Origin of the sequence: Marinigracilibium pacificum, assembly GCF_012926615.1 — a bacterium.
GTDB lineage: Bacteria > Bacteroidota > Bacteroidia > Cytophagales > Cyclobacteriaceae > Mangrovivirga > Mangrovivirga pacifica.
This window is the reverse complement of sequence record NZ_JABBNU010000012.1, coordinates 126,339-147,035: the sequence shown is the minus strand read 5'-3', so window position 1 is coordinate 147,035 and position 20,697 is coordinate 126,339. Positions and strand designations below refer to the sequence as shown.

8 protein-coding genes are annotated in these 20,697 nt (G+C 36.8%); 5 read left to right on the top strand and 3 right to left on the bottom strand.

All coding sequences use genetic code 11. The annotated features are described in order from the left end of the window. Positions 1 to 125: 125 nt before the first annotated feature. The 3 genes from HH304_RS18385 to HH304_RS18375 form a co-directional block, all read right to left on the bottom strand. Entirely contained in the window at positions 126 to 3,176 is a 3,051-nt protein-coding gene (locus tag HH304_RS18385) for a T9SS type A sorting domain-containing protein (RefSeq protein WP_169684747.1), read from the bottom strand. A 235-nt stretch (positions 3,177 to 3,411) separates the two neighbouring features. Beyond that, entirely contained in the window at positions 3,412 to 7,317 is a 3,906-nt protein-coding gene (locus tag HH304_RS18380; protein WP_169684746.1) for a glycoside hydrolase family 9 protein, read from the bottom strand. A 304-nt stretch (positions 7,318 to 7,621) separates the two neighbouring features. After that, a complete protein-coding gene (locus HH304_RS18375; RefSeq protein ID WP_169684745.1) occupies positions 7,622 to 11,386 on the bottom strand; it encodes a cellulase family glycosylhydrolase in 3,765 nt (1,254 codons plus the stop codon). A 291-nt stretch (positions 11,387 to 11,677) separates the two neighbouring features. On the opposite strand from HH304_RS18375, the gene HH304_RS18370 reads away from it, so the two are divergent. From HH304_RS18370 to HH304_RS18350, 5 genes are all read left to right on the top strand, one after another. Next, entirely contained in the window at positions 11,678 to 15,709 is a 4,032-nt protein-coding gene (locus tag HH304_RS18370) for a hybrid sensor histidine kinase/response regulator transcription factor (RefSeq protein WP_271711690.1), read from the top strand. A 167-nt stretch (positions 15,710 to 15,876) separates the two neighbouring features. After that, positions 15,877 to 16,815 carry a dihydrodipicolinate synthase family protein gene (locus HH304_RS18365; protein WP_169684743.1) on the top strand — a complete coding sequence of 313 codons (939 nt, stop codon included), beginning with the start codon at positions 15,877 to 15,879 and terminating at the stop codon, positions 16,813 to 16,815. A 19-nt stretch (positions 16,816 to 16,834) separates the two neighbouring features. Beyond that, positions 16,835 to 18,415: an aldehyde dehydrogenase (NADP(+)) gene (locus HH304_RS18360; protein ID WP_169684742.1), complete on the top strand. Its 1,581-nt coding sequence runs from the start codon at positions 16,835 to 16,837 to the stop codon at positions 18,413 to 18,415. A 13-nt stretch (positions 18,416 to 18,428) separates the two neighbouring features. Then, positions 18,429 to 19,430, top strand: a complete 1,002-nt coding sequence (locus HH304_RS18355) for a 4-hydroxyproline epimerase (RefSeq protein WP_169684741.1) — start codon at positions 18,429 to 18,431, stop codon at positions 19,428 to 19,430. Between the two features lie 2 nt (positions 19,431 to 19,432). After that, positions 19,433 to 20,677, top strand: coding sequence for an NAD(P)/FAD-dependent oxidoreductase (locus HH304_RS18350; protein ID WP_169684740.1), 1,245 nt, complete (start codon positions 19,433 to 19,435; stop codon positions 20,675 to 20,677). Positions 20,678 to 20,697 lie beyond the last annotated feature (20 nt).

The window sequence follows — 20,697 nt, the reverse complement described above, 5'->3', positions numbered from 1 at the left end:
GTTAGAAAATTGAAAAAATCTATAATTAAAGTTCACCAGCAATGGTGATCATAGTTTTAACATAAATAAGGTAAAAGAGGCTGAATTGTAGATCAGCCTCTTTTCATTTTGTGCTTGTTTAAAAATTAATTCTTAATAAAGTTGAGTTGAATCACTTCATCTTTTATTGTATAGACTTTTATGAAATAAGTTCCCTCAGGAAGTACTGATACATCTATTGTCGATGATGTCTGGTTTTGCTCTGATTCAAGATACAATACCTCTACACCCTGGTAATCATAAATTTTTATAAAGTTGAAATCAGGCAAGTTATCAATATTGATAATTCCACTTGTGGGGTTAGGATAAACTTTAGGTTCATTTATTGTTATTTGTGTAGTTCGTAAATTACTACCTCCACAATCAGGACTTAAAGATGAATTACTAAAGTATAGTGTAAAATCTCTCCCTTTAGATACCATAACAAAATTATCTCCATCCATTATTACCCAATACGATCCATCTAAACCTGCTATACCGGTATTTTTAAGCGTTACTTCAGGATTTGATCCTTTCAACTGATAACTCATCGTTTCACTAAAATTGATATACCAACCAGGAACGCCATTGTCAGTATTTATCGCAAACTGATAAAGACCATTATATGTAGGATCCCAGTTAATAGAAAACTCCCTGAAATTATCCATTGAAGGACCACCCTGTCCTAGTTTATGAAGGTAAGAGAAAGAAACATTGTTTAATGCAGGAATGCCTGAAGCTGATGGAGTTCCAAATTTACATAAATTACTTCCATCATCACTTTTAGCGAGAACAGTCAGGGTAAATGTATCCTGAGATTTGTTTCCATCATTATCTGTTGCTACAACTTTGATAGTATGAGAACCTCCAGTCAAACCATTTAGTTCCTGTGGATTTGGTGATCCCTCATGCCCCCATTCATAAGGAGCAATATTCTCCTGTCTTACAAAGGTATTATCAATATATAGATTTAATTGATTGATTGATCCATCCGAATCTGTAGCTTCAGCAGTTATCATTAAATTATAACCTTCGTAAACTGTTAAATCAGACATCGGATTTACAAATGATACAACCGGTGACTGTTGCTTACTCTGAACATTGAATTTTAAATATTTAATTGAGACAGCACCATCATCGTCAGTAGCCTCTGCCTTTAATACATGTTCTCCAACACTCAATCCTAAAAGTTCACTTTCATTATTACCAATCCCCCATGTGAATGGTGCAACACTTTCTTGGCGAATAAATTCACCATCAACATATAGTTTTACATTTGACACTGAACCATCTGCATCAATAGCTTCAACTTCCACATCAAAGGCAGTATAGCCTTCTGACAAAACAGTATTTAATGACGGGGTTACAAAAGACAATGTTGGAGGGTTGTTAGCCGGTTCCGGAACTTTAACGGTAAAACTTTTCTGCGCCTCGCCTTTTGCTCCTTCATTATCAGTTACCACAACCTTGATTGTATAGCTCCCTTCTTTTATATTTTCCATTAAATGAGGAGTATAATTAGCTCCGTCAGTATCAACAAGGTTTCCATTAACAAAGACTTCAAGTTTTGTAATGCTTCCATCCTGATCATTCGCTTTTAACTCGACAGATAAATTACTTCCCTCCGTATAGCTACTTTCACTTGGGTTTGTAAGCACAACTGTAGGAGCAATATTTGTTTTTTCATCAGTAAGACCCAGGTCTATTACCTGAAGAAACAGTGGTCTTTTATCTCCGGAACTGTTTTCCATAAGGTAATAGTAAAGCTTACCATCAGTAATATATGGCACACCATGACTGAAGCTTCTTCCGCTTGTCTGAGTATATATTCTCTTGAAGTTATTTTTACCACCTTCTGACTTTTCTATAAAAATTCGATTTCTATTCAATCCAATTAAATAAATATCATTTCCGTAGGTGTATATTTCCTCACCACCCATAAAATCTGTTGAAGTGATAAATTTTGATGAACCAGCCGGTTTATAGGTATGTACATTCCTGGTTATATTATTCTTTCTATCTTTTACCTTACCAATAAAATGTACATCACCCCTATCGGTGACAGTCCAGTCAAAACCTCCAACAATATAAACTTCATTTTTCCCTGTAGCGGAAACCAGATTTCCCGGCTCAGAAATTTTTAAAAGCTCAGCATTTGAAAACGGGATATTGATTGCCTTACCTGTGTGATCTTTCCATTGGCTTCTACCACTTTGATCATCAGAGTATCCATAATAAAAGCCGTTTTGATATTCGTATTTATCATTATTATTGGCACTCCTTTTCTGGAACCCTACCCTTAATTTTCCATTTACATATTTCATGCTACCATAAAGACCCCAGTTATAATCTTCCCCGCTGCTTTTGGAATTCAGCTTATTAAATTGAGTAAGTTTGTCCCATTTTGAAGTGCTCGCATTATATTTAGAAAAAACGTATGCCCCGTTATTATTACCCCCTACTCGCATGTGCATTAAAAGATCACCTCCATCATTGAGAAAAAATCGAGGGTAAGTCAGGTCTTGAAATTGAGCCGGATCAGCAGTTCCGTTTAGACTAACATGAGTATAGTCACCTTGATTATCCTTTATAAACAATCCCAGATTAAACTCGGAATCAGGAACGGTAGCTGCATTTTTTTTTGAGTGTGCATATCTAAAATAATCATCTTTAAACATGCCAGAATTGGCATAGGAATGCATATCATAAAGCATGTGGATTGTACCATCTTTCGGGCTAATTCCAACAGCTATTGTATTATGTGATTCGCCAATCCACCAAGACCCATTCAAACCTGTATGGGTGTGTGGAAACTCTATTGTTTTAATAACTCCAGTTTTGGTATTCAATCTGGAAAGCATCACATGACGATTATACTTTCCTCCTTTATACCAGGTCATAAAAATGAATTCCTTGTGTTTCTTGATACAGTCGCCATGAGCAGAAATCCTGGGACCGAAAAAATAATCGTAGCCAGAACTGCTATTCGAGGCGTTTCTACCAACCTTATTGCCATCGAAATGTAGTCCCAGGTCTGTAATCCTGGTTTCAGACTCAAATCTGACTTGCCCATTTAATGACAGAGGCAAAAACGAAGTTAGAAAAATGAGAAAAAGCATGGTGACTAATCCTCTCTTAATAGTTTGAGTGTTCATCATAAATTAGTGTTTGATTATAGTTTAGGTTTATTCTTTTATAAATCTCATTTCTTGAGTTTGATTTGCTGTGGTAAGGTTTTTAATGTTGAATATTTAGTTGCTATTCCACAGTTAAAAGGCAATAGAGTGACAGCAGAAGAAAAATCATCTTCTTTATTATTTTACATTCCATAGATTGAGTATTTAAAAATAACCGGGTAATCAATACCCGGTTATTGAATATGAAGTAAGACCTTTAGTCTTTATAAAAAAGTTGAGACTCCTTGTGGTCAGGTCCTTTAATAAAAATTATGTACATACCAGTAGGTAAAGACGCAACATTAACTTTATGAGTTTTTCCATTTACTTTTTGACTATAAACTCTTTGCCCTTCCATGCTAGAAATTTCAATTTCAGTTACCTTTCCTGTTAAATTAGATAAAGTAATCTCACTTGTTGAACTCGATGCCGGGTTTGGATAAACTCTGATATTTCCGGAATTCTGCATTGTCAGAGCTGTTGTTTGATCACTACATGCAGGCGGCAGTGAAGAATTACTAAAATACAAGGTAAACCCTTTGTCCTTCTCCACCATCACGAAGTTATTTCCATCTTTGGCCACCCAGTATGAGCCATCAAGCCACCCCAATCCTGAACCAGTAATTGTTAAGTCAGGTTTTACATTACTAAAGCTATATTGCATTGATGATCTGACATCCACATACCATCCCGGAACTCCATTGTTAGTATTGAATGCAAATTGATATAAACCATTGTTTGCAGGATCCCAATTAATGGTAAACTCTCTGAAGTTATCTACATTAGGAGCATTACTACCCAAAACGTGAATATTTGAATAAGAAGTCTGTGCAAAAGCAGGCAATGAAGTTGACATCGGAGCTCCAAAAGTACAACTTGTATCTTCGCTTTCGTCATCGTCATCATCATCATTTCCATTGTCATTATTATCACAATCTGGTTTAGTTGAACTATTGCTAAAGTAAATTGTATAACCTTTGGTCTTTTCTACCATCACAAAGTTATCACCATCCTTAGCTACCCAGTAAGATCCATCCAGACCGTTAAAACCTGAACCAGAAATCGTCACTTCCGGATTAGCACTATTAAAATCATATTGTATCGATGATCTTAAATCAACATACCAGTCTGGAGAACCATTATTAGTATTAAATGAAAACTGGTAAAGTCCGTTATTCGCCAGATCCCAGTTAATTGTAAAGTCCCTGAAATTATTTAGGTCTGGTCCGCCTGCTCCTAAAACATATACATGAGAATATGATTTGTGAATTGTTGGAAGTGCAAAAGCTAGTGGAGTACCAAAAGTACAGCTTCCTCCACCATCACCTTTCGAAGTTACAGTTAAAATAAAAGTATCTTCAGCAGTTTCGCCATCCTCATTTGTAGCTACAACCTTAAATATGTGCATTCCTACCGCCAAACCATTTACTTCCTCAGGATCAGGCGATCCATTATGCCCCCATGTATATGGAGCCACATTTTCTTCCCTTACAAACTGACCATCAATAAACAACTCCATTTTTATCACTGCCGAGCCTGAGCTTTTCACAGCAGCTTCAACCATATAATCATATCCTTCTTCAAGGCTTATATCTGACCCCGGGTATATAAATGCAATACTAAAATCCGGGTCTGCTTCAGTAACAGTTAAAATAAATACATCTTCTGCCATTGCACCATCATTATCTGTAGCTACAACTTTAAATGTATACAGTCCTTTAGAGAGAGAAAGTAATTCATCGTTATCCCAGGTATAAGGAGCAGAAGATTTTTGGCTAACCAGATTATCATTTATGAATAGTTTAACATTATCTATAGCCCCGTCACTGTCAGAAGCAAATACTGCAACCACAAAAGAATCATATCCTTCTACCAGAGTAATGCTTGTATCAGATGGAGAAGTGAAATTCACCAATGGAGGGTTATTTTCATCAATAATCGGTGTTACCTCAATAGTTTTAGTTGCTGCAGAGGATACATTAGTACCATCACTAACAACCAAAGAAACCACATATTGACCCGGCTCAGTAAACGTAATTGCTGGCTTTACTTCAGAAGAAGTTTCACCATTACCAAAATCCCAGGAATAAGTCAATACATCTCCATTAGGATCAGTAGAAGAAGAACCATCAAAGGATACTTCAAGAGGTGCTACTCCTGAAAGTTTCGATGCTGTAAACTGGGCAACAGGCGTATTACCGGCATCAGGAGTTTTTCCAAACACTAACACATTATCATCATAAACAGGTATGTTTGGACTTACAACATGCGAATTTCCATTTGCTAACCCAACGGCTGACCAGTCATTTGAATTATCATAAGGAACACCATTATTAACCCGGATATTTATTTGTACTTCTCTTCTAAATTGAGGATCTCCTTGTGGAGCTATTTTGTCTCCTTCCAGGGAAATGTCGGCATAATAAATATTCTGATCAATATCCCATACTTTAATGTCTAAAGTGGCAGGTCCTTGAGAGTGACCAAGTTTGATATCATAATCATCGATTGAGTACCCTTGAGCTACAGCCTCTGAAATATTGAAAAAATATCTTAAGGAAATTTTATCAGTAACCCGGGAAGGCCATGCAGTTCTGTTTTGAAATCTTATACTTACAGTACTTCCAGAATTATTATCACTATTAAACTTTGAAGTAGTCCTTAATTCATCTCGTGTAGGTTCTTCATTTACAACAAATCCAGGTATCGGTTGACCTCCAAATTCATCATATAATCTTGCTAATGCACCTGTGAAGGCAGCGTTATAATCACAAGCAACTTCATTTGCTCTAAAATCACCTCTATCATCTACAAATTGGTCATTTGGTTGTCCCGGACCTCCAACTAGTGCACCATACAAAACGTGACTTGGCTCTAATGGATCATCTCTGAGACTATTTGCCCAGGCACCATGGGCAGTTCTATGATGGGGATTATAGGCTGGATTGTTACCAAATCCAACCATAAAACTTCTATTAATAGGGTTATCACCCAAAGCATAATTTATTTGACTTACTGCAAAATCATGATACTTATTTTTATTAGTTGAAGAGGTGGAAACTTTATCACTATATACCAAAGCTAAAAATGCCGTATTGCTTGAGTGTCTTAATGACCCCCATTCGGTAAGGTGTGCCTGACCTCCTGGACTGTAGGTTACTCTATCACCATTAAAGCCTGAAGTCCAAAAATCCAGATGTCTTTCGGCATCAGCCTTATACTTTTCGTTACCCGTTAGTTGAGCTAAAAGCACATAACATCCATAAGATTTATCATCCCAGGCCAATCCCCATTTATAAGCTTTAAATTCAGTCTGGCCTTCATTACCAATATTTTCATAGTAAGATTCCGCTTTCACCAAATAATCGGCATTATTTGTAGCTCTGTAAAGCCAGGCTGCTCCCCATACCAATTCATCATTATATCCACTCCAGGAATTATAAAAGCCTGCAGCATTGGTGATCACATCAGAGTATTTTCCTCTATAAGTATCAGCGAAATTATATAATTGTTCGGCATGCGATAATAACTTACTGCTGTAAGCCGGATCACTATCTTGAAATAAAATACTCGCAGCTGCAAGTGCTGCAGCTGTTTCTCCTGCTAAATCAGAACCTGGATTATTAGCATCAATTTTAAAAGATGGTCTTGCCATAGGCATAACCTCCGCAGATCCCCACCATGCATGGTCTGCATTACCATCTCCAACTTGTCCATATAACTCATTGGGTGCAGTATGACATTTCATCAGATAATCACAGGCAAACCTGAGGTTGTTTTTTAAGTGAATCATTTGACCACTTTTTTCATAGGCATCTTTAAATTCAATCCCCCCCCAGGAAAGAACAGTAACTGAATATGCCATAGGAAAATTAAATTTCACATGATCACCAGCGTCATACCACCCCCCTGTCAGGTCAACGCCAAAATCAGCACCATCTTCCAAAGCTGAATCATCTCTCCAGTTAATGCGATTCCAGTCAGGTAGTTCTCCCGATTGCTGAGCTTCATAAAATAAAATTGACTTTTGAAGCGCTTCACCATAATTATATTGCTGTCCGAATATTTTTGGAACACATACTGCCACTAATAGTAGTGTTGCCAAAAGGTTTAAAAACTTCATTTTTTATTATGTTTATATGTTTTGGATTGTTGAAAGCATATTTTAAACATGATCTTAATATCTGTTTTTTTGGGATTTTTACTTAGCGGATTGATGGTAACTCTACACTATTACTATTCAACCCGTACCCAGATTATTTAGCTATCATCATCATTTTTCTTTGCTAAACAGGTAATCAATACAGCTTTAGCATCTCCATTACCTTCAAAGCTTATCCGGTCAAAAGACATTAGTTTTCCCTTAAGAAAAGTTATTTTCTCTTGTCAGTTTAAAATAACCGGTTAATGAATATGAAGTGGGATTCTTAGTTTTTATAAAAAAGCTGAGACTCCTTATAATCAGGTCCTTTAATAAAAATCACATACATACCTGTAGGTAAGGAAGCTACGTTTACTTTATGGGTTTTACCATTAACTTTCTGACTATAAACTCTTTGCCCTTCCATGCTGGAGATTTCAATTTCAGTAACCTTTTCAGGTAAATCTTCCAGAGTGATCTCTGTAGTCGAACTCGATGCCGGATTAGGGTAAACCCTTGCTTTACCTGTATTTTGGATTGATATTGCAGTCTTTTGATTACTACATGCCGGTGCTAAAGAAGAATTACTAAAGTATAGTGTAAATCCTTTCGTTTTCTCCACCATCACGAAGTTATTTCCATCTTTGGCAACCCAGTACGATCCGTCAAGACCTGTAAATCCGGAACCGGATATAGTTAAATCAGGATTAGCCCTGTTAAAATTATATTGCATGAATGATCGGATATCTACATACCATCCCGGAACACCATTTTCAGTATTAAAAGCAAATTGATATAAACCATTGTTTGCAGGGTCCCAGTTTATAGTAAACTCTCTGAAGTTACTTACATCTGGTCCGCCACTACCTAGAACATGAACATGTGAATATGAAGTCTGAGCAAATGCAGGCAATGAAGTTGACAAGGGTGCGCCAAAAGTACAACTAGAATCCTCATTACCATTTCCGTCGTCACCACCATCTCCATTATCACTATTATCGCAAGAAGGTTTTGTAGAACTATTGCTAAAGTAAATTGTAAATCCTTTACTTTTCTCCACCATCACAAAGTTATCACCATCCTTAGCTACCCAGTAAGAACCATCTAATCCGTTAAACCCTGAACCTGAAATAGTAACTTCTGGTTTTGGACTATTAAAACTGTATTGCATTGATGACCTCAGGTCAACATACCAGTTTGGAGACCCATTATTCGTATTGAAAGCAAATTGATAGAGTCCGTTATTTGCAGGATCCCAGTTAATAGTAAATTCTCTAAAATTTGATAGCGAAGGCCCACCATTTCCAATAACATGGACATAAGTATATGTTGATTGAGGAAAAGCAGGCAAAGCTGATGCTAGCGGAGTTCCAAAAGAACAGTTTGCTCCATTACCATCATCCTTTGAAGTTACCGTTAAGACGAAAGTATCTTCAGCAGTCTCTCCATCAAGATTGGTCGCTATCACTTTAAAAATGTGCGTACCAACAGATAGACCATTAACTTCATCAGGATTTGGGGAACCAGCATGTCCCCAGGTAAATGGAGCAACTGTTTCAGCTCTTATAAATTGATTATTAATAAATAACTCCATCTTGCTAATTGCCGATCCGGAGGATTTGACAGCTGCTTCAACCATATAATTATAACCCTCTTCCAAAGTGATGTCATCGCTTGGATAGATAAAGGCAACACTAAAGTCTGTTGTAGATTCAGATACATTCAAGGTAAAAATATCCTCTGCTGTTGCGCCGTCGTCATCAGTAGCAACAACTTTAAAAGTATAAGCCCCGGGCTGTAAACCATTTAATTCATCAGAAGTTGGGGTGCCATCCTGCCCCCAGTCATAAGGAGCAGTATTTTCTTGCCTTACTAACTGATTATTAATGTATAACTTAACATTTACAATGGAACCATCCGGATCTGAAGCATTTGCCGACACTGACAGATCATATCCTTTTTCCACATTCAATTGATTTGAAGAAGGAGAGGTAAATGATACTACAGGTTTTTGATTAGGATTATTATCTCCCGAACAAGGCAGAATATTCCATTCAGGACAAGATTTGGTAACATAATTTTCCGTTCCATCACTTAGAGGAAAATCAGGTGAATCAGGAACTCTATTATTGTTCCATAAATGAATCTCTTTTGGATCACCCTGCTTTTTACGAACAGTAGGAATTTGATTTGCCCTTGAACCCAGATTGAACGTATTATCAAAAATCGCCAACCTATAACCGGTATTGTAATTTGTACCCCTATCCAGAAAGTCAATTCCTGCAGCAATTACTGTTGACCCCTCAAGATTAAACGTATTGTTATAAATAAATGCATAAGCACCTTTGATATCAATAAAAGCATCGGCACTATTCTCGCCGGTAATTCCCTTTCCACTAAATGTACAATTCTTTACAATAGTATTTTTGGTACCTTCTTTTATATCAATACCTTCAGCTGCGACATTTGGTCCGACAATACATCCATCGATGGTATTGTTGTTACAGTCCCGGTTATATTTATCGTGTTGCCCTTTATCAGAACCGACATATAGACCCTCTCCGAACCCTGGTTTTACCAAACCGGTAGAATATACTTTACAGTTCTTTACCAGATTATTACTTGAACCATCCCTTAAATGTATGCCTTCTTCCCCAACCTTCCGGACAGTCACATTTTCAATGACCGAATAATTTGAATTATCGAGAACTATACCTTTCGAACCTTCTTCAAAGATGATGTTTTGAACTTTCCAGAAGTCTCCGGTGAGGTACAATAAATAACCATCATATTTTCCAGTAACTCCTTTAAGAACAGGAGGATTCGCAGGGTCTTTTGCCCTTACAATTATTGGTTTTTCTACCGTACCATTTTTATCTGATCCAAACCTTGTTGCCCTGCCATTTATAGAAATCTTATCGTTTGCTGTATAGGATCCCGGAGCAATGATTATTTCATCTCCTGCCTTTGCATTACGAATTGATTCAATTATACATTCAACAGTATTACATTCTTTTGGTCCTTCAACAGGAGGAGTTCCAGTATCATCCGACCAATTTTTAATAATTTCCTTTATAAAAGATCCTGTTTGCGTTAACCGGTTATTAGTCAAACCAGAAATTCCCGCCCCAGGCTGAACTATTGAAGCACCTTCATTTTTATCAGAAACAGCCCAATTGACATGACTAATTCCATGTTCTTTAAAAAATTCCATCCATTTGTTAGTCTCAGCAACATTTGATGCACCATCACCATTAGCATTAACCGATCCCCATTCGGTAGCAAAAATAGCAACGCCATTATTCAAAGCAGTCATAGCCTTATCCCTCAAACCTTGTCCATGAGTACCAGCATAAAAATGTAGAGTATAAGCAGTATTATTATCATTTACCGGATTTCTTGATGCAACGTCAACATCCTGAGACCATGTTGAAGAACCAACAATAATCAGATTATCAGGATCAGCAGATCTGATACCAGCAATAACTGCATTAGCGTAAGACCTGATCTGTGACCATGACTGATGAATCGGTTCATTATATATTTCATAAAGTACATTGTCATAAGAACCATATTCTTTGGCCATATCGGTAAAGAACTTAACCGCTTCATTCTGGTATTTTTCTGCTTCATGAGAATGCCAGTCAATAATGACATAAATTCCATTAGCAATTGCAGCGTCAATAACCTTTCTGATTTTAGCTTTTTGAGCTTCAGGATTATCAACATATCCATTGCCTCCATCCCATGGTTCTTTAACACCCATGGCAACTCTAATTATTGAACTGTTCCAGTTTGTAGACAGATGATTTACAGTTTGTGCATTGTAAAAATCTGATAAATCTCCGGCAGTACTCCAAAATAAACTATTGCCGGCAAGGCTGGTAACCTGTCCATTTTTATCAACTATTTTGTTTCCCTGTACCTGAAGTCGGCCATGCTTTTCCACGGGCGACTGAGCATATACCCCGAAGTGTATAATAAATAAGATAATCAATGAAAGAAAACATCGCTTCCTTCTGAATTTAAGTAATAAATTCTTGCTTTCCATTAGCTAATTGTTTTGGTTAAAAAGAAAAATTTGCTGGTTATGCTATTACAAGTATTGTTTGATATTTTCATATTCTAACATCAAACTATCTGGTTGAAAAATTAACATCGCAATCTTAGTAAACAGGATAATACTAAAAATACATTTTAGGGGGTAAAAAAATACAAAACACTCACTAACAAAGCCTTACAAAAACAAATAAAATATCTTCAAGAGTAATATTTGTTATTCATGCAGAATAAAAATATTTTAGTAGTACCATTTTTTCTTTCAACCAACCAATACCAGCGTATGAAATTTTTTTATTGTATTCTCATGCTGCTACCCATTTGGGTTAGCGGGCAGATTAATAGTGAGTACAACAATTTTCTTCACCTTTCAGTCAAAGACGGTTTATCTGAAAGTTCTGTCATTGCCATAGAAGAAGACAAACTTGGCAGAATGTGGATAGGCACACGTAATGGGTTAAATGTATATGATGGAGAGGAGATGAAAATTTACAGGGCAGATCCATCTAAAAAAAACTGGTTAATAAACAGTGATATAATTTCTCTTGAGGAAGACAACAATGGATTTATCTGGATTGGAACCTATAATGGTTTTTGCAGATTTGATCCGAAAACCGAAAAATTCAAAAATTTTTTCACTACTTCTGCAGAAGAAGAACATGCTCATCGAAGTGTAAGAGTGATAAAACAACTAAAAACCGGAGAAATATGGTTAGGTACTTCAAAGGGCATAATCGTTTTTGATTCCGATGATAACTTCACAATATACAAAAACCTGGATGGATTAACCGACATCACAGTATCCGACATATTAGAAGACTCAAAACAGAATATCTGGTTAGGTACAACCAAAGGTTTAATTCAGGCTATAAGAACCAGTAATAATGACATTCAGTTTAAAAGGCATCTAACAACCAGATATACTATTAATACATTAAACCAGCTTGACAGTAATACGCTATTAATCGCTACAAATGATGTCGGGCTTTATTCTTATAATTATAAGGAGCATAATTTTCACCCATACAAACCTCGTGAGATTCCATCAAGAGACATCCGAAAACTAGTTTTTGATAAAGATGGAAATCTTTGGGTAGGCAGTTTCGAAGGAGCTTACATTGTAAACCATTCAAATCAAGATGTTATAAACATTGTAAGTCAAAAAGGAAACCCAAACAGTTTAACTAGAAACAGTATTAAAGAAATATTTGTTGATAGTAATGGCAGTGTCTGGCTTGGGACCTATTACGGAGGAGCTAATATCTGGAATAAAAATAATTTCAATTTTAACACGGTATATAAATCTGTAGGTAATAATGTAGAGTCTTTGGGTGTAGTCAGTTCTATAGTGGAAGATGACAATCAAAACATTTACTATGGAACCGAAGGAAACGGCATTAGTGTTTTTGATAAAAATGGAAAATTTCTGGAAGAGCTTTCAAGCATACTCAGTAATAAAGTCAATAATGATAATATCAAAGCACTATTTGTTGATGACCATCTACTTTGGATAGGTACTTTAAAAAGTGGGAGCTTTTGTTTTAACTTAAAAACAGAAAAGTTTATCCTCAAAGATATTTCAGAAGAATTATGGGTGGCTCTCCTTAATAAAGCTGTTTATGATATAAAAAAGACAGATGAATTTATTCATTTTGCAACTTTTGGCGATGGTCTTATTTCGTTCAACAGTGAAACCGGAAATATTAAAGAGATACAATCAACAAGTCAAACTGATTTGACAAATAGCAGGATTAGATGTTTAATGTCAGACAATGAAAACAATCTTTGGATAGGAACTGACAAAGGACTAAACAAGCTGCCTTATTCGGAAATGAAGAATAAAACACCCCGGTTAAATCAGTATCTTTTTAATTCTGAAACCGAATATGGTGCTAATATCAACTGCCTTTATCAAAGTAGAGATAAAACAATTTATGCGGGAACCAAGGAACTTGGAGTCCTTAAATTTGATGGCGAGACATTCAATAGGTATGATTTAAATATTGATCAGGCAAATTTCGTGACTGCATTTAGCATTATAGAAGATGCAAAAAACAATTTATGGATAGCCGCCAATATTGGTCTGTTAAATTATAATTCTAAAAGAAAGACTTCAACTATCTACAATTTCGGTGAAGGATTTCTTAATAATGAATTTATCAACAACTCGATTATAAGAAGAAATAACGGTAAAATAATTATTGGAGGTGTTGAAGGAGCAACACTTTTTAATCCGGATTTTCTAATAAAAGCCCAACACAACAAAAAAATTATTCTAAACCAATTTATAATTAATGGTAAGGATACTGCTGTCAATATTGCCTACACAAAATATGTAAGTTTAAATTATGACAACACATCATTTATCATTCGTTTCTCGTCACCTGATTATACAAGTTTATCAACTAACATATACAAATACAGATTAAAAGGCTTGAATGACGAATGGCGCACAACAGATAATAACGAGGTTGCCTATACCCTGCAAAAACCGGGAACATATACTTTTGAAGTAAAAAATGCCAAATCAAATTTCAATTCTGACCCTGAAACTCTGACCATAAAAGTTAATCCTGCTCCATGGCAAACATGGTGGGCATATATATCATATTTAATGATATTGATTTTTTCCCTATTTCAGTTATACAGGTTTTTACAATCAAAATGGATTCTGAAGCATCAACTTAGAATGGAAAGAATTGATAAGGAAAAACAGAAAGAATTAAACCGATCAAAACTTGAATTTTTCACTAACATCAGTCACGATTTCAGAACCCCGCTAACTTTGATTTTAGCTCCAACAGAACAACTTATCAGCGACTTTAATGGGAGCAAATCAACTTTTGACAAGCTAAAAGTAATTGAGAGAAATGCTAACCAGCTATTAAACCTTGTCAATCAAATAATGGATTTCAGAAAATTTGAAGAAGGAAAGATTGACATCAAGGTATCTGAAGGAAACATTGTAAATCTGTTACAGGATGTCTATTCATCTTTTGATGATTATGCAAAAATGAAAGGTTTTAAGTTTAGCCTCATTGCATCAAAAGATTCAATTTCAATTTATTATGACCCTTTCCAATTAGAAAAAGTTTTTTATAACCTGATATCAAATGCATTTAAATTTACCGAATCAGGCGGGAAAATCGAGATTGAGGTATCTGAAACAGACGATCAAGTTAATATATCAATCAGGGATAATGGAAAGGGAATAGACCCTGAATTTATTTCAAAAATATTTGATAGATACTATGAAGTAGCTAGTAACAGAAAATATCAAAAGCATTTTAATCAGGGAAGTGGTATAGGTCTTCATATTGCTCAAAGAATTGTGCAAGGCCACGGAGGCAAAATAATGGTCAAAAGTGGTGAAAACCAGGGAAGCGATTTCATTGTAAGTCTAAAAAAAGGAAAATCACATTTCAACCTTAACCAGATTAACACAGAAATTAAATGTCTCAAAGAAACCGGAGATAAAAATAAAAAGCCAAAAGAAATTCCAATAAAAACAGATTCGCCATTACTGTCAAAGCTTGATAAATTAACGAATGCAAAATCATCAAAAATACTAATTGTTGAAGACAATGATGATTTCAGGAACTATGTTAATGAAATATTGTCTGAACATTTCGAAGTTGACACAGCCATACACGGACAGCAAGGTCTGGAGAAGGCAATTACAGTAAAACCTGACATTATCCTTACTGATGTAATTATGCCGGTTATGGAAGGAACTTCACTTTGCCAAAAGCTAAAAGAAGATTCCCGAACGAACCACATCCCAGTTATTATGCTTACTTCAGCATCATCCTCAGTACAAAAAATTGAAGGGTTACAATCAGGTGCAGATGCATATATTACCAAGCCATTTGTTCCTTCTGAGCTGGTTTTAAGCATTAATAACCTGATTAATTCAGCAGCTAAAATCAGGGTTAAATCCTCTGGTGAGTTTTCTGAACTTGAAATCAATACCCAGGATGCTGAAGAGAGGAAACTGTTTAAAAGAGCATTAGAGATAATATATTCAAACATTGATGAACCGGCATTTGACATTCCTCAGTTTAGTCAACAGCTTGGGATGAGCCGAACAGCTTTATTTAACAAGGTAAAGGCCTGGACAAACCAGACTCCGAAAGAATTTATAACATCGGTCCGGATGAAAAGAGCTTGTAATCTATTGGAAGGAGGAGAAATAAGCGTTTCTAATGTTTGCTATAAGGTAGGATTTAAGGATCCAAAATACTTTTCAAAATGTTTCCGCAAGTACTATAACATCACCCCTTCTGCTTATGCTGAGAAGTTTGGTAATTTTTGATTCATATAATTCTTGATTGAATATTAATAATTGATACAATAATCAACCAATTTAACCCCATCACCACATCAACTTGATAAAATAGTATCAGGTTTGGATTAAATAGTAAATACTTTGCCTTTCTTCATCTTCTAGTTTTGTAATCATAAAAGAAATTAGAAGTTACTATGAAAATCAATTGGAACGGGGTCTTCCCAGCAGTCACAACAAAATTCACACCTGACAACAAACTGGATTTGGTGTGGTTTGAGAAAAATCTTGAAGCACAACTTGAAGCTGGTGTGGATGGTATTATTTTAGGCGGCACTCTTGGAGAGGCTAGTTCGCTTACAAATGCTGAAAAATTTGGTTTAGTAAAACATACAGTATCGTTAGTAGATGGTAAAGTACCTGTGATACTTAACATTGCCGAACAAAGTACCGAAGCCGCTATTGATACTGCTCAAAAAGCAAAGGAAGCAGGAGCTAGTGGTCTGATGGTTCTCCCTCCAATGCGTTACAAAGCAACTGATCTAGAAACTGTAGAATATTTTAAAGCGATTGCCAGATCTACGGACTTGCCGATAATGATTTACAACAACCCGGTCGACTATAAAATTGAGGTTACTCTTGATATGTTTGAGGCTTTATCTGAGGAAAGCAACATCCAGGCGGTAAAAGAATCTACAAGGGACGTAAGCAATGTCACCAGAATGATCAACCGTTTTGGCGATCGCTTTAAAATATTGTGTGGTGTAGATACTTTGGCTCTGGAGAGTTTATTTATGGGAGCAAATGGCTGGGTTGCCGGACTTGTATGTGCTTTCCCTAAAGAAACAGTAGCCATTTATCAACTTCAAAAAGCTGGAAGACATCAGGAAGCACTTGATATCTACAGATGGTTCCTTCCTCTTCTTGAACTTGATATCAACCCTCAGCTTGTACAAAACATAAAACTTGCCGAAGCAAAAGTTAATCTGGGCACAGAGCACGTAAGACTACCAAGAATGCCTCTATCAGGTCAGGAAAGAGAGCGAGTTCTGGCAATTATTGATGAGTCATTAAGTGTAAGACCTCAACTGCCTGAATATTTAAGTTTGAAAGAAAAGCAGCCCATTCTCAATTAATCATTAACAAAGCAACATTATGCCCATACATGGTAAAAATATAATTGGTTTTTCTCAAACTGCCCAGGATTCCTGTGTAATGGAATCTATTGATCCCAGCAATTCCACCCCCTTGAATAAGTTTCATATTGCTTCGGATTCTGAAATAAATATGGCTGTATCTAAAGCCTCTGAAGCATTTGAAACATATAGGTATTACTCAGGAGAGAAAAAAGCTTCCTTCCTGGAAGCTATTGCAGAAGAAATTCTGGCTCTTGGTGATGAACTCATAGATACTGCAGTTAAAGAAAGTGGACTCCCCGCAGCTCGAATTACCGGCGAACGCGGACGGACAATCAACCAGCTAAAATTATTTGCTGAATTATTAAGGGAAGGCTCATGGGTTGAAGCAATAATAGATACTACTCAACCTGATAGAGAGCCACTGCCAAAACCCGATATCCGTAAAATGTCCGTCCCGATAGGTCCTGTTGTAGTTTTCACTGCTAGTAACTTTCCTTTGGCTTTTTCTACAGCCGGTGGAGACACAGCTTCGGCACTTGCCGCCGGGAACCCGGTAATAGTAAAAGCTCATGGCTCTCATCTCGGAACAAACGAGCTTGTAGCAGGAGCAATTTCCAAAGCCGCTAAAAAAACAATGATGCCTGATGGTATTTTCTCAAGTCTTAATGGCAGTGGAAATAAACTCGGTCAGCAACTTGTCAAACATCCGGAAGTAAAAGCTGTAGGCTTTACAGGCTCTTATAATGGCGGGATGGCTATCTTCAAGGCGGCTTCAGAAAGAGAAGAACCAATTCCTGTTTTTGCTGAAATGGGAAGCATTAACCCTGTAATTCTTTTACCCGGAAAGCTTAAAGAAGCAGATGACTTAGCAAAGCAATATGCTGCTTCCATAACCCTTGGTGTTGGTCAGTTTTGTACCAATCCAGGGTTAATCCTGGGGATCGAAAGCCCGTTATTAGATTCATTTATGTTTGCTCTGGCTAAAGAAATTGAAAAGGCTGTTCCTGCACCTATGCTCAATGAAGGAATTCACAGCAGTTTCATAAAATCAAGAGAAATATTATTAAACCAAAACGGCGTTCAGCTTCTTGGAGCTGCAAAACAAACTGATGGTGTTAATCTCGGAAATGCAACTGTAGCCTCTGTCAGCGGCGAAGAATTCTTATCAAATCCGCATTTGACTGAGGAAGTTTTCGGTCCTTTTTCCCTGGTGGTTACTTGTAAAGATCAGGATGAGCTTAAAAAGGTTATTTTAAGCACTAAAGGGCAATTAACATCAACTATCATGGCAGAATCTGAGGAGTTATCTCAGTACAAGGAAATTGTAAATGCCGCTCAACATGTTGCAGGAAGAGTCATATTTAATGGCGTACCAACTGGCGTTGAAGTTTGTCATGCCATGCATCATGGTGGCCCTTTCCCATCATCTTCAAATAGCAAATATACTTCCGTAGGTACAGATGCAATCAAGAGATTTGTGAGACCTCTGTCTTTCCAGTCTTTTCCTGACAATGCTTTACCAGATGAATTAAAAAACAATAATCCTCTTGGAATATGGAGAAAGGTAAATGGTAATCTGACTCAAAATAGTATCTAAAACATCAACCCCAATGAACAAAAAAACCTTTTTCTGTATAGATGCACATACTTGCGGTAATCCGGTAAGACTGGTTGCTGGTGGTGGACCAACTCTGGAAGGAAATAACATCAGTGAGAAAAGACAACACTTCCTGAAAGAACATGACTGGGTAAGAAAGAGTCTTATGTTTGAACCAAGAGGTCATGATATGATGTCAGGAAGTATTTTATATCCTCCAAGTGATCCTAAAAATGATGTGGCTGTGCTCTTTATTGAAACTTCCGGATGCCTGCCTATGTGCGGACATGGCACAATCGGTACAGTAACCATTGCCATTGAGGAAGGACTTATTACTCCTAAAAAACCAGGACATCTGAGACTGGAAACTCCTGCAGGAATCGTTCAGATTGATTATAAACAAACTGACGGCAAAGTAACTGCCGTTAAATTAACAAACATTGCCTCCTATTTAGCTGCTGAAAATTTGGATACGTTTTGCTCTGGGTTAGGTGATCTCAAGGTAGATGTAGCTTATGGAGGCAATTTTTACGCTATTGTAGATCCTCAACAAAACTTTGAAGGTGTACAGGCTTATACAGCAGACCAATTGATTAGCTGGAGCCGGATTTTACGTGAAAACATCAATAAAGTATATGACTTTGTTCATCCTGAGGACAGCTCAATACGGGGATTGAGTCATATATTATGGACTGGTGATACTTTGAATAATGATTCCACCGCAAGAAATGCAGTTTTCTATGGAGATAAGGCAATTGACAGGTCTCCATGCGGAACCGGTACTTCCGCAAGAATGGCCCAATGGTATGCTAAAGGAAAACTAAAAAAGGGAGACAGCTTTGTCCATGAAAGCTTTATTGGCTCTCAGTTTAAAGGAATTATCGAAGATGAAACAACTGTTGGCGACTTTAAAGCAATAATTCCAAGCATAGAAGGCTGGGCAATGATTACCGGATACAATACCATAATTGTTGACGAACGCGACCCCTATGCAAATGGATTTCAAGTGATATAACTATGAAAAAAGTAGCTATAGTTGGTGGTGGAGTTGTAGGTTTATGTTCCGCCTATTATTTGAATGCACTGGGTTATGAAGTATCGGTTATCAGTGATGATTTAGAAAAAAAAGGTTGTTCTTATGGCAATGCGGGAATGATTGTGCCAAGTCACTTTATTCCCCTTGCTGCTCCCGGTGTTATTCTCATGGGGCTTAAATGGATGTTAAGACCTGATAGTCCTTTCCATATTCATCCCAGGCTTAACAGTGATCTCATTTCATGGGGATTAAAATTCTATAAAGCCTCCACAGCAAAGCATGTAGAAAATTCTAAATCTGTTCTTAGTAACTTAAACCTATCCAGTCGAGAACTTTATCTGGACATTCAAGAAAAAGAGAATATTGACTTCTCGCTCAAAACGAAGGGTCTGTTTATGCTCTGCAAAACAAAAAAGGGACTTGAAGAAGAAACACATGTAGCCAGATTATCAAACAAACTGGGGATTCCGGCAGAAGTACTATCTCCCCGTGAATTAATGGAGATTGACAAAAATGTCGAACTTGATGTCGAAGGAGGAGTATACTTCCCGTTAGATGCTTGCTTTAACCCAACTCTGTTTATGAATCAGATGCACCTGGTCCTTCAGCAAAAAGGAGTGAAATTTATTTCTGATAAAGTGGAGTCTATCAATATAAATGGAAATAAAGTTACCAGTCTTGAAACAACACATCAGGAGATTATTGCCGATGAGTTTATTATAGCTGCCGGTATCTGGTCAACAAATTTACTTCAATCATTAGAGGTTAATATTCCTATGCAAGGGGGAAAAGGCTATAGTGTTATGGTTGAGAACCCTGCTACTAAGCCTGAAATATGTTCACTACTTTGCGAAGCACGTGTTTCGGTTACTCCCATGGGTGATTCAATCAGGTTTGGGGGTACAATGGAACTCAACGGCACTGATATGAGCATCAGCCATCAACGTCTAGCCGGAATATTTAAATCAATCCCGCAATATTATCCCCAATTTAAAGAAAAAGACTTTCTCTCTGCTCCAACCTGGGTAGGATTAAGACCCTGCTCTCCGGATGGACTTCCATACATTGGCAGATTCAAAAACTACACTAACCTTACTGCAGCTACCGGGCATGCAATGATGGGCATGAGCTTAGGACCTATCACCGGTAAGCTAATAAGTCAAATAATCGCAGGTCACAAGACGAACATTGACATTTCACAATTAAACCCTAACAGATATAATTAAAATAAAATTCTGATCTAAAT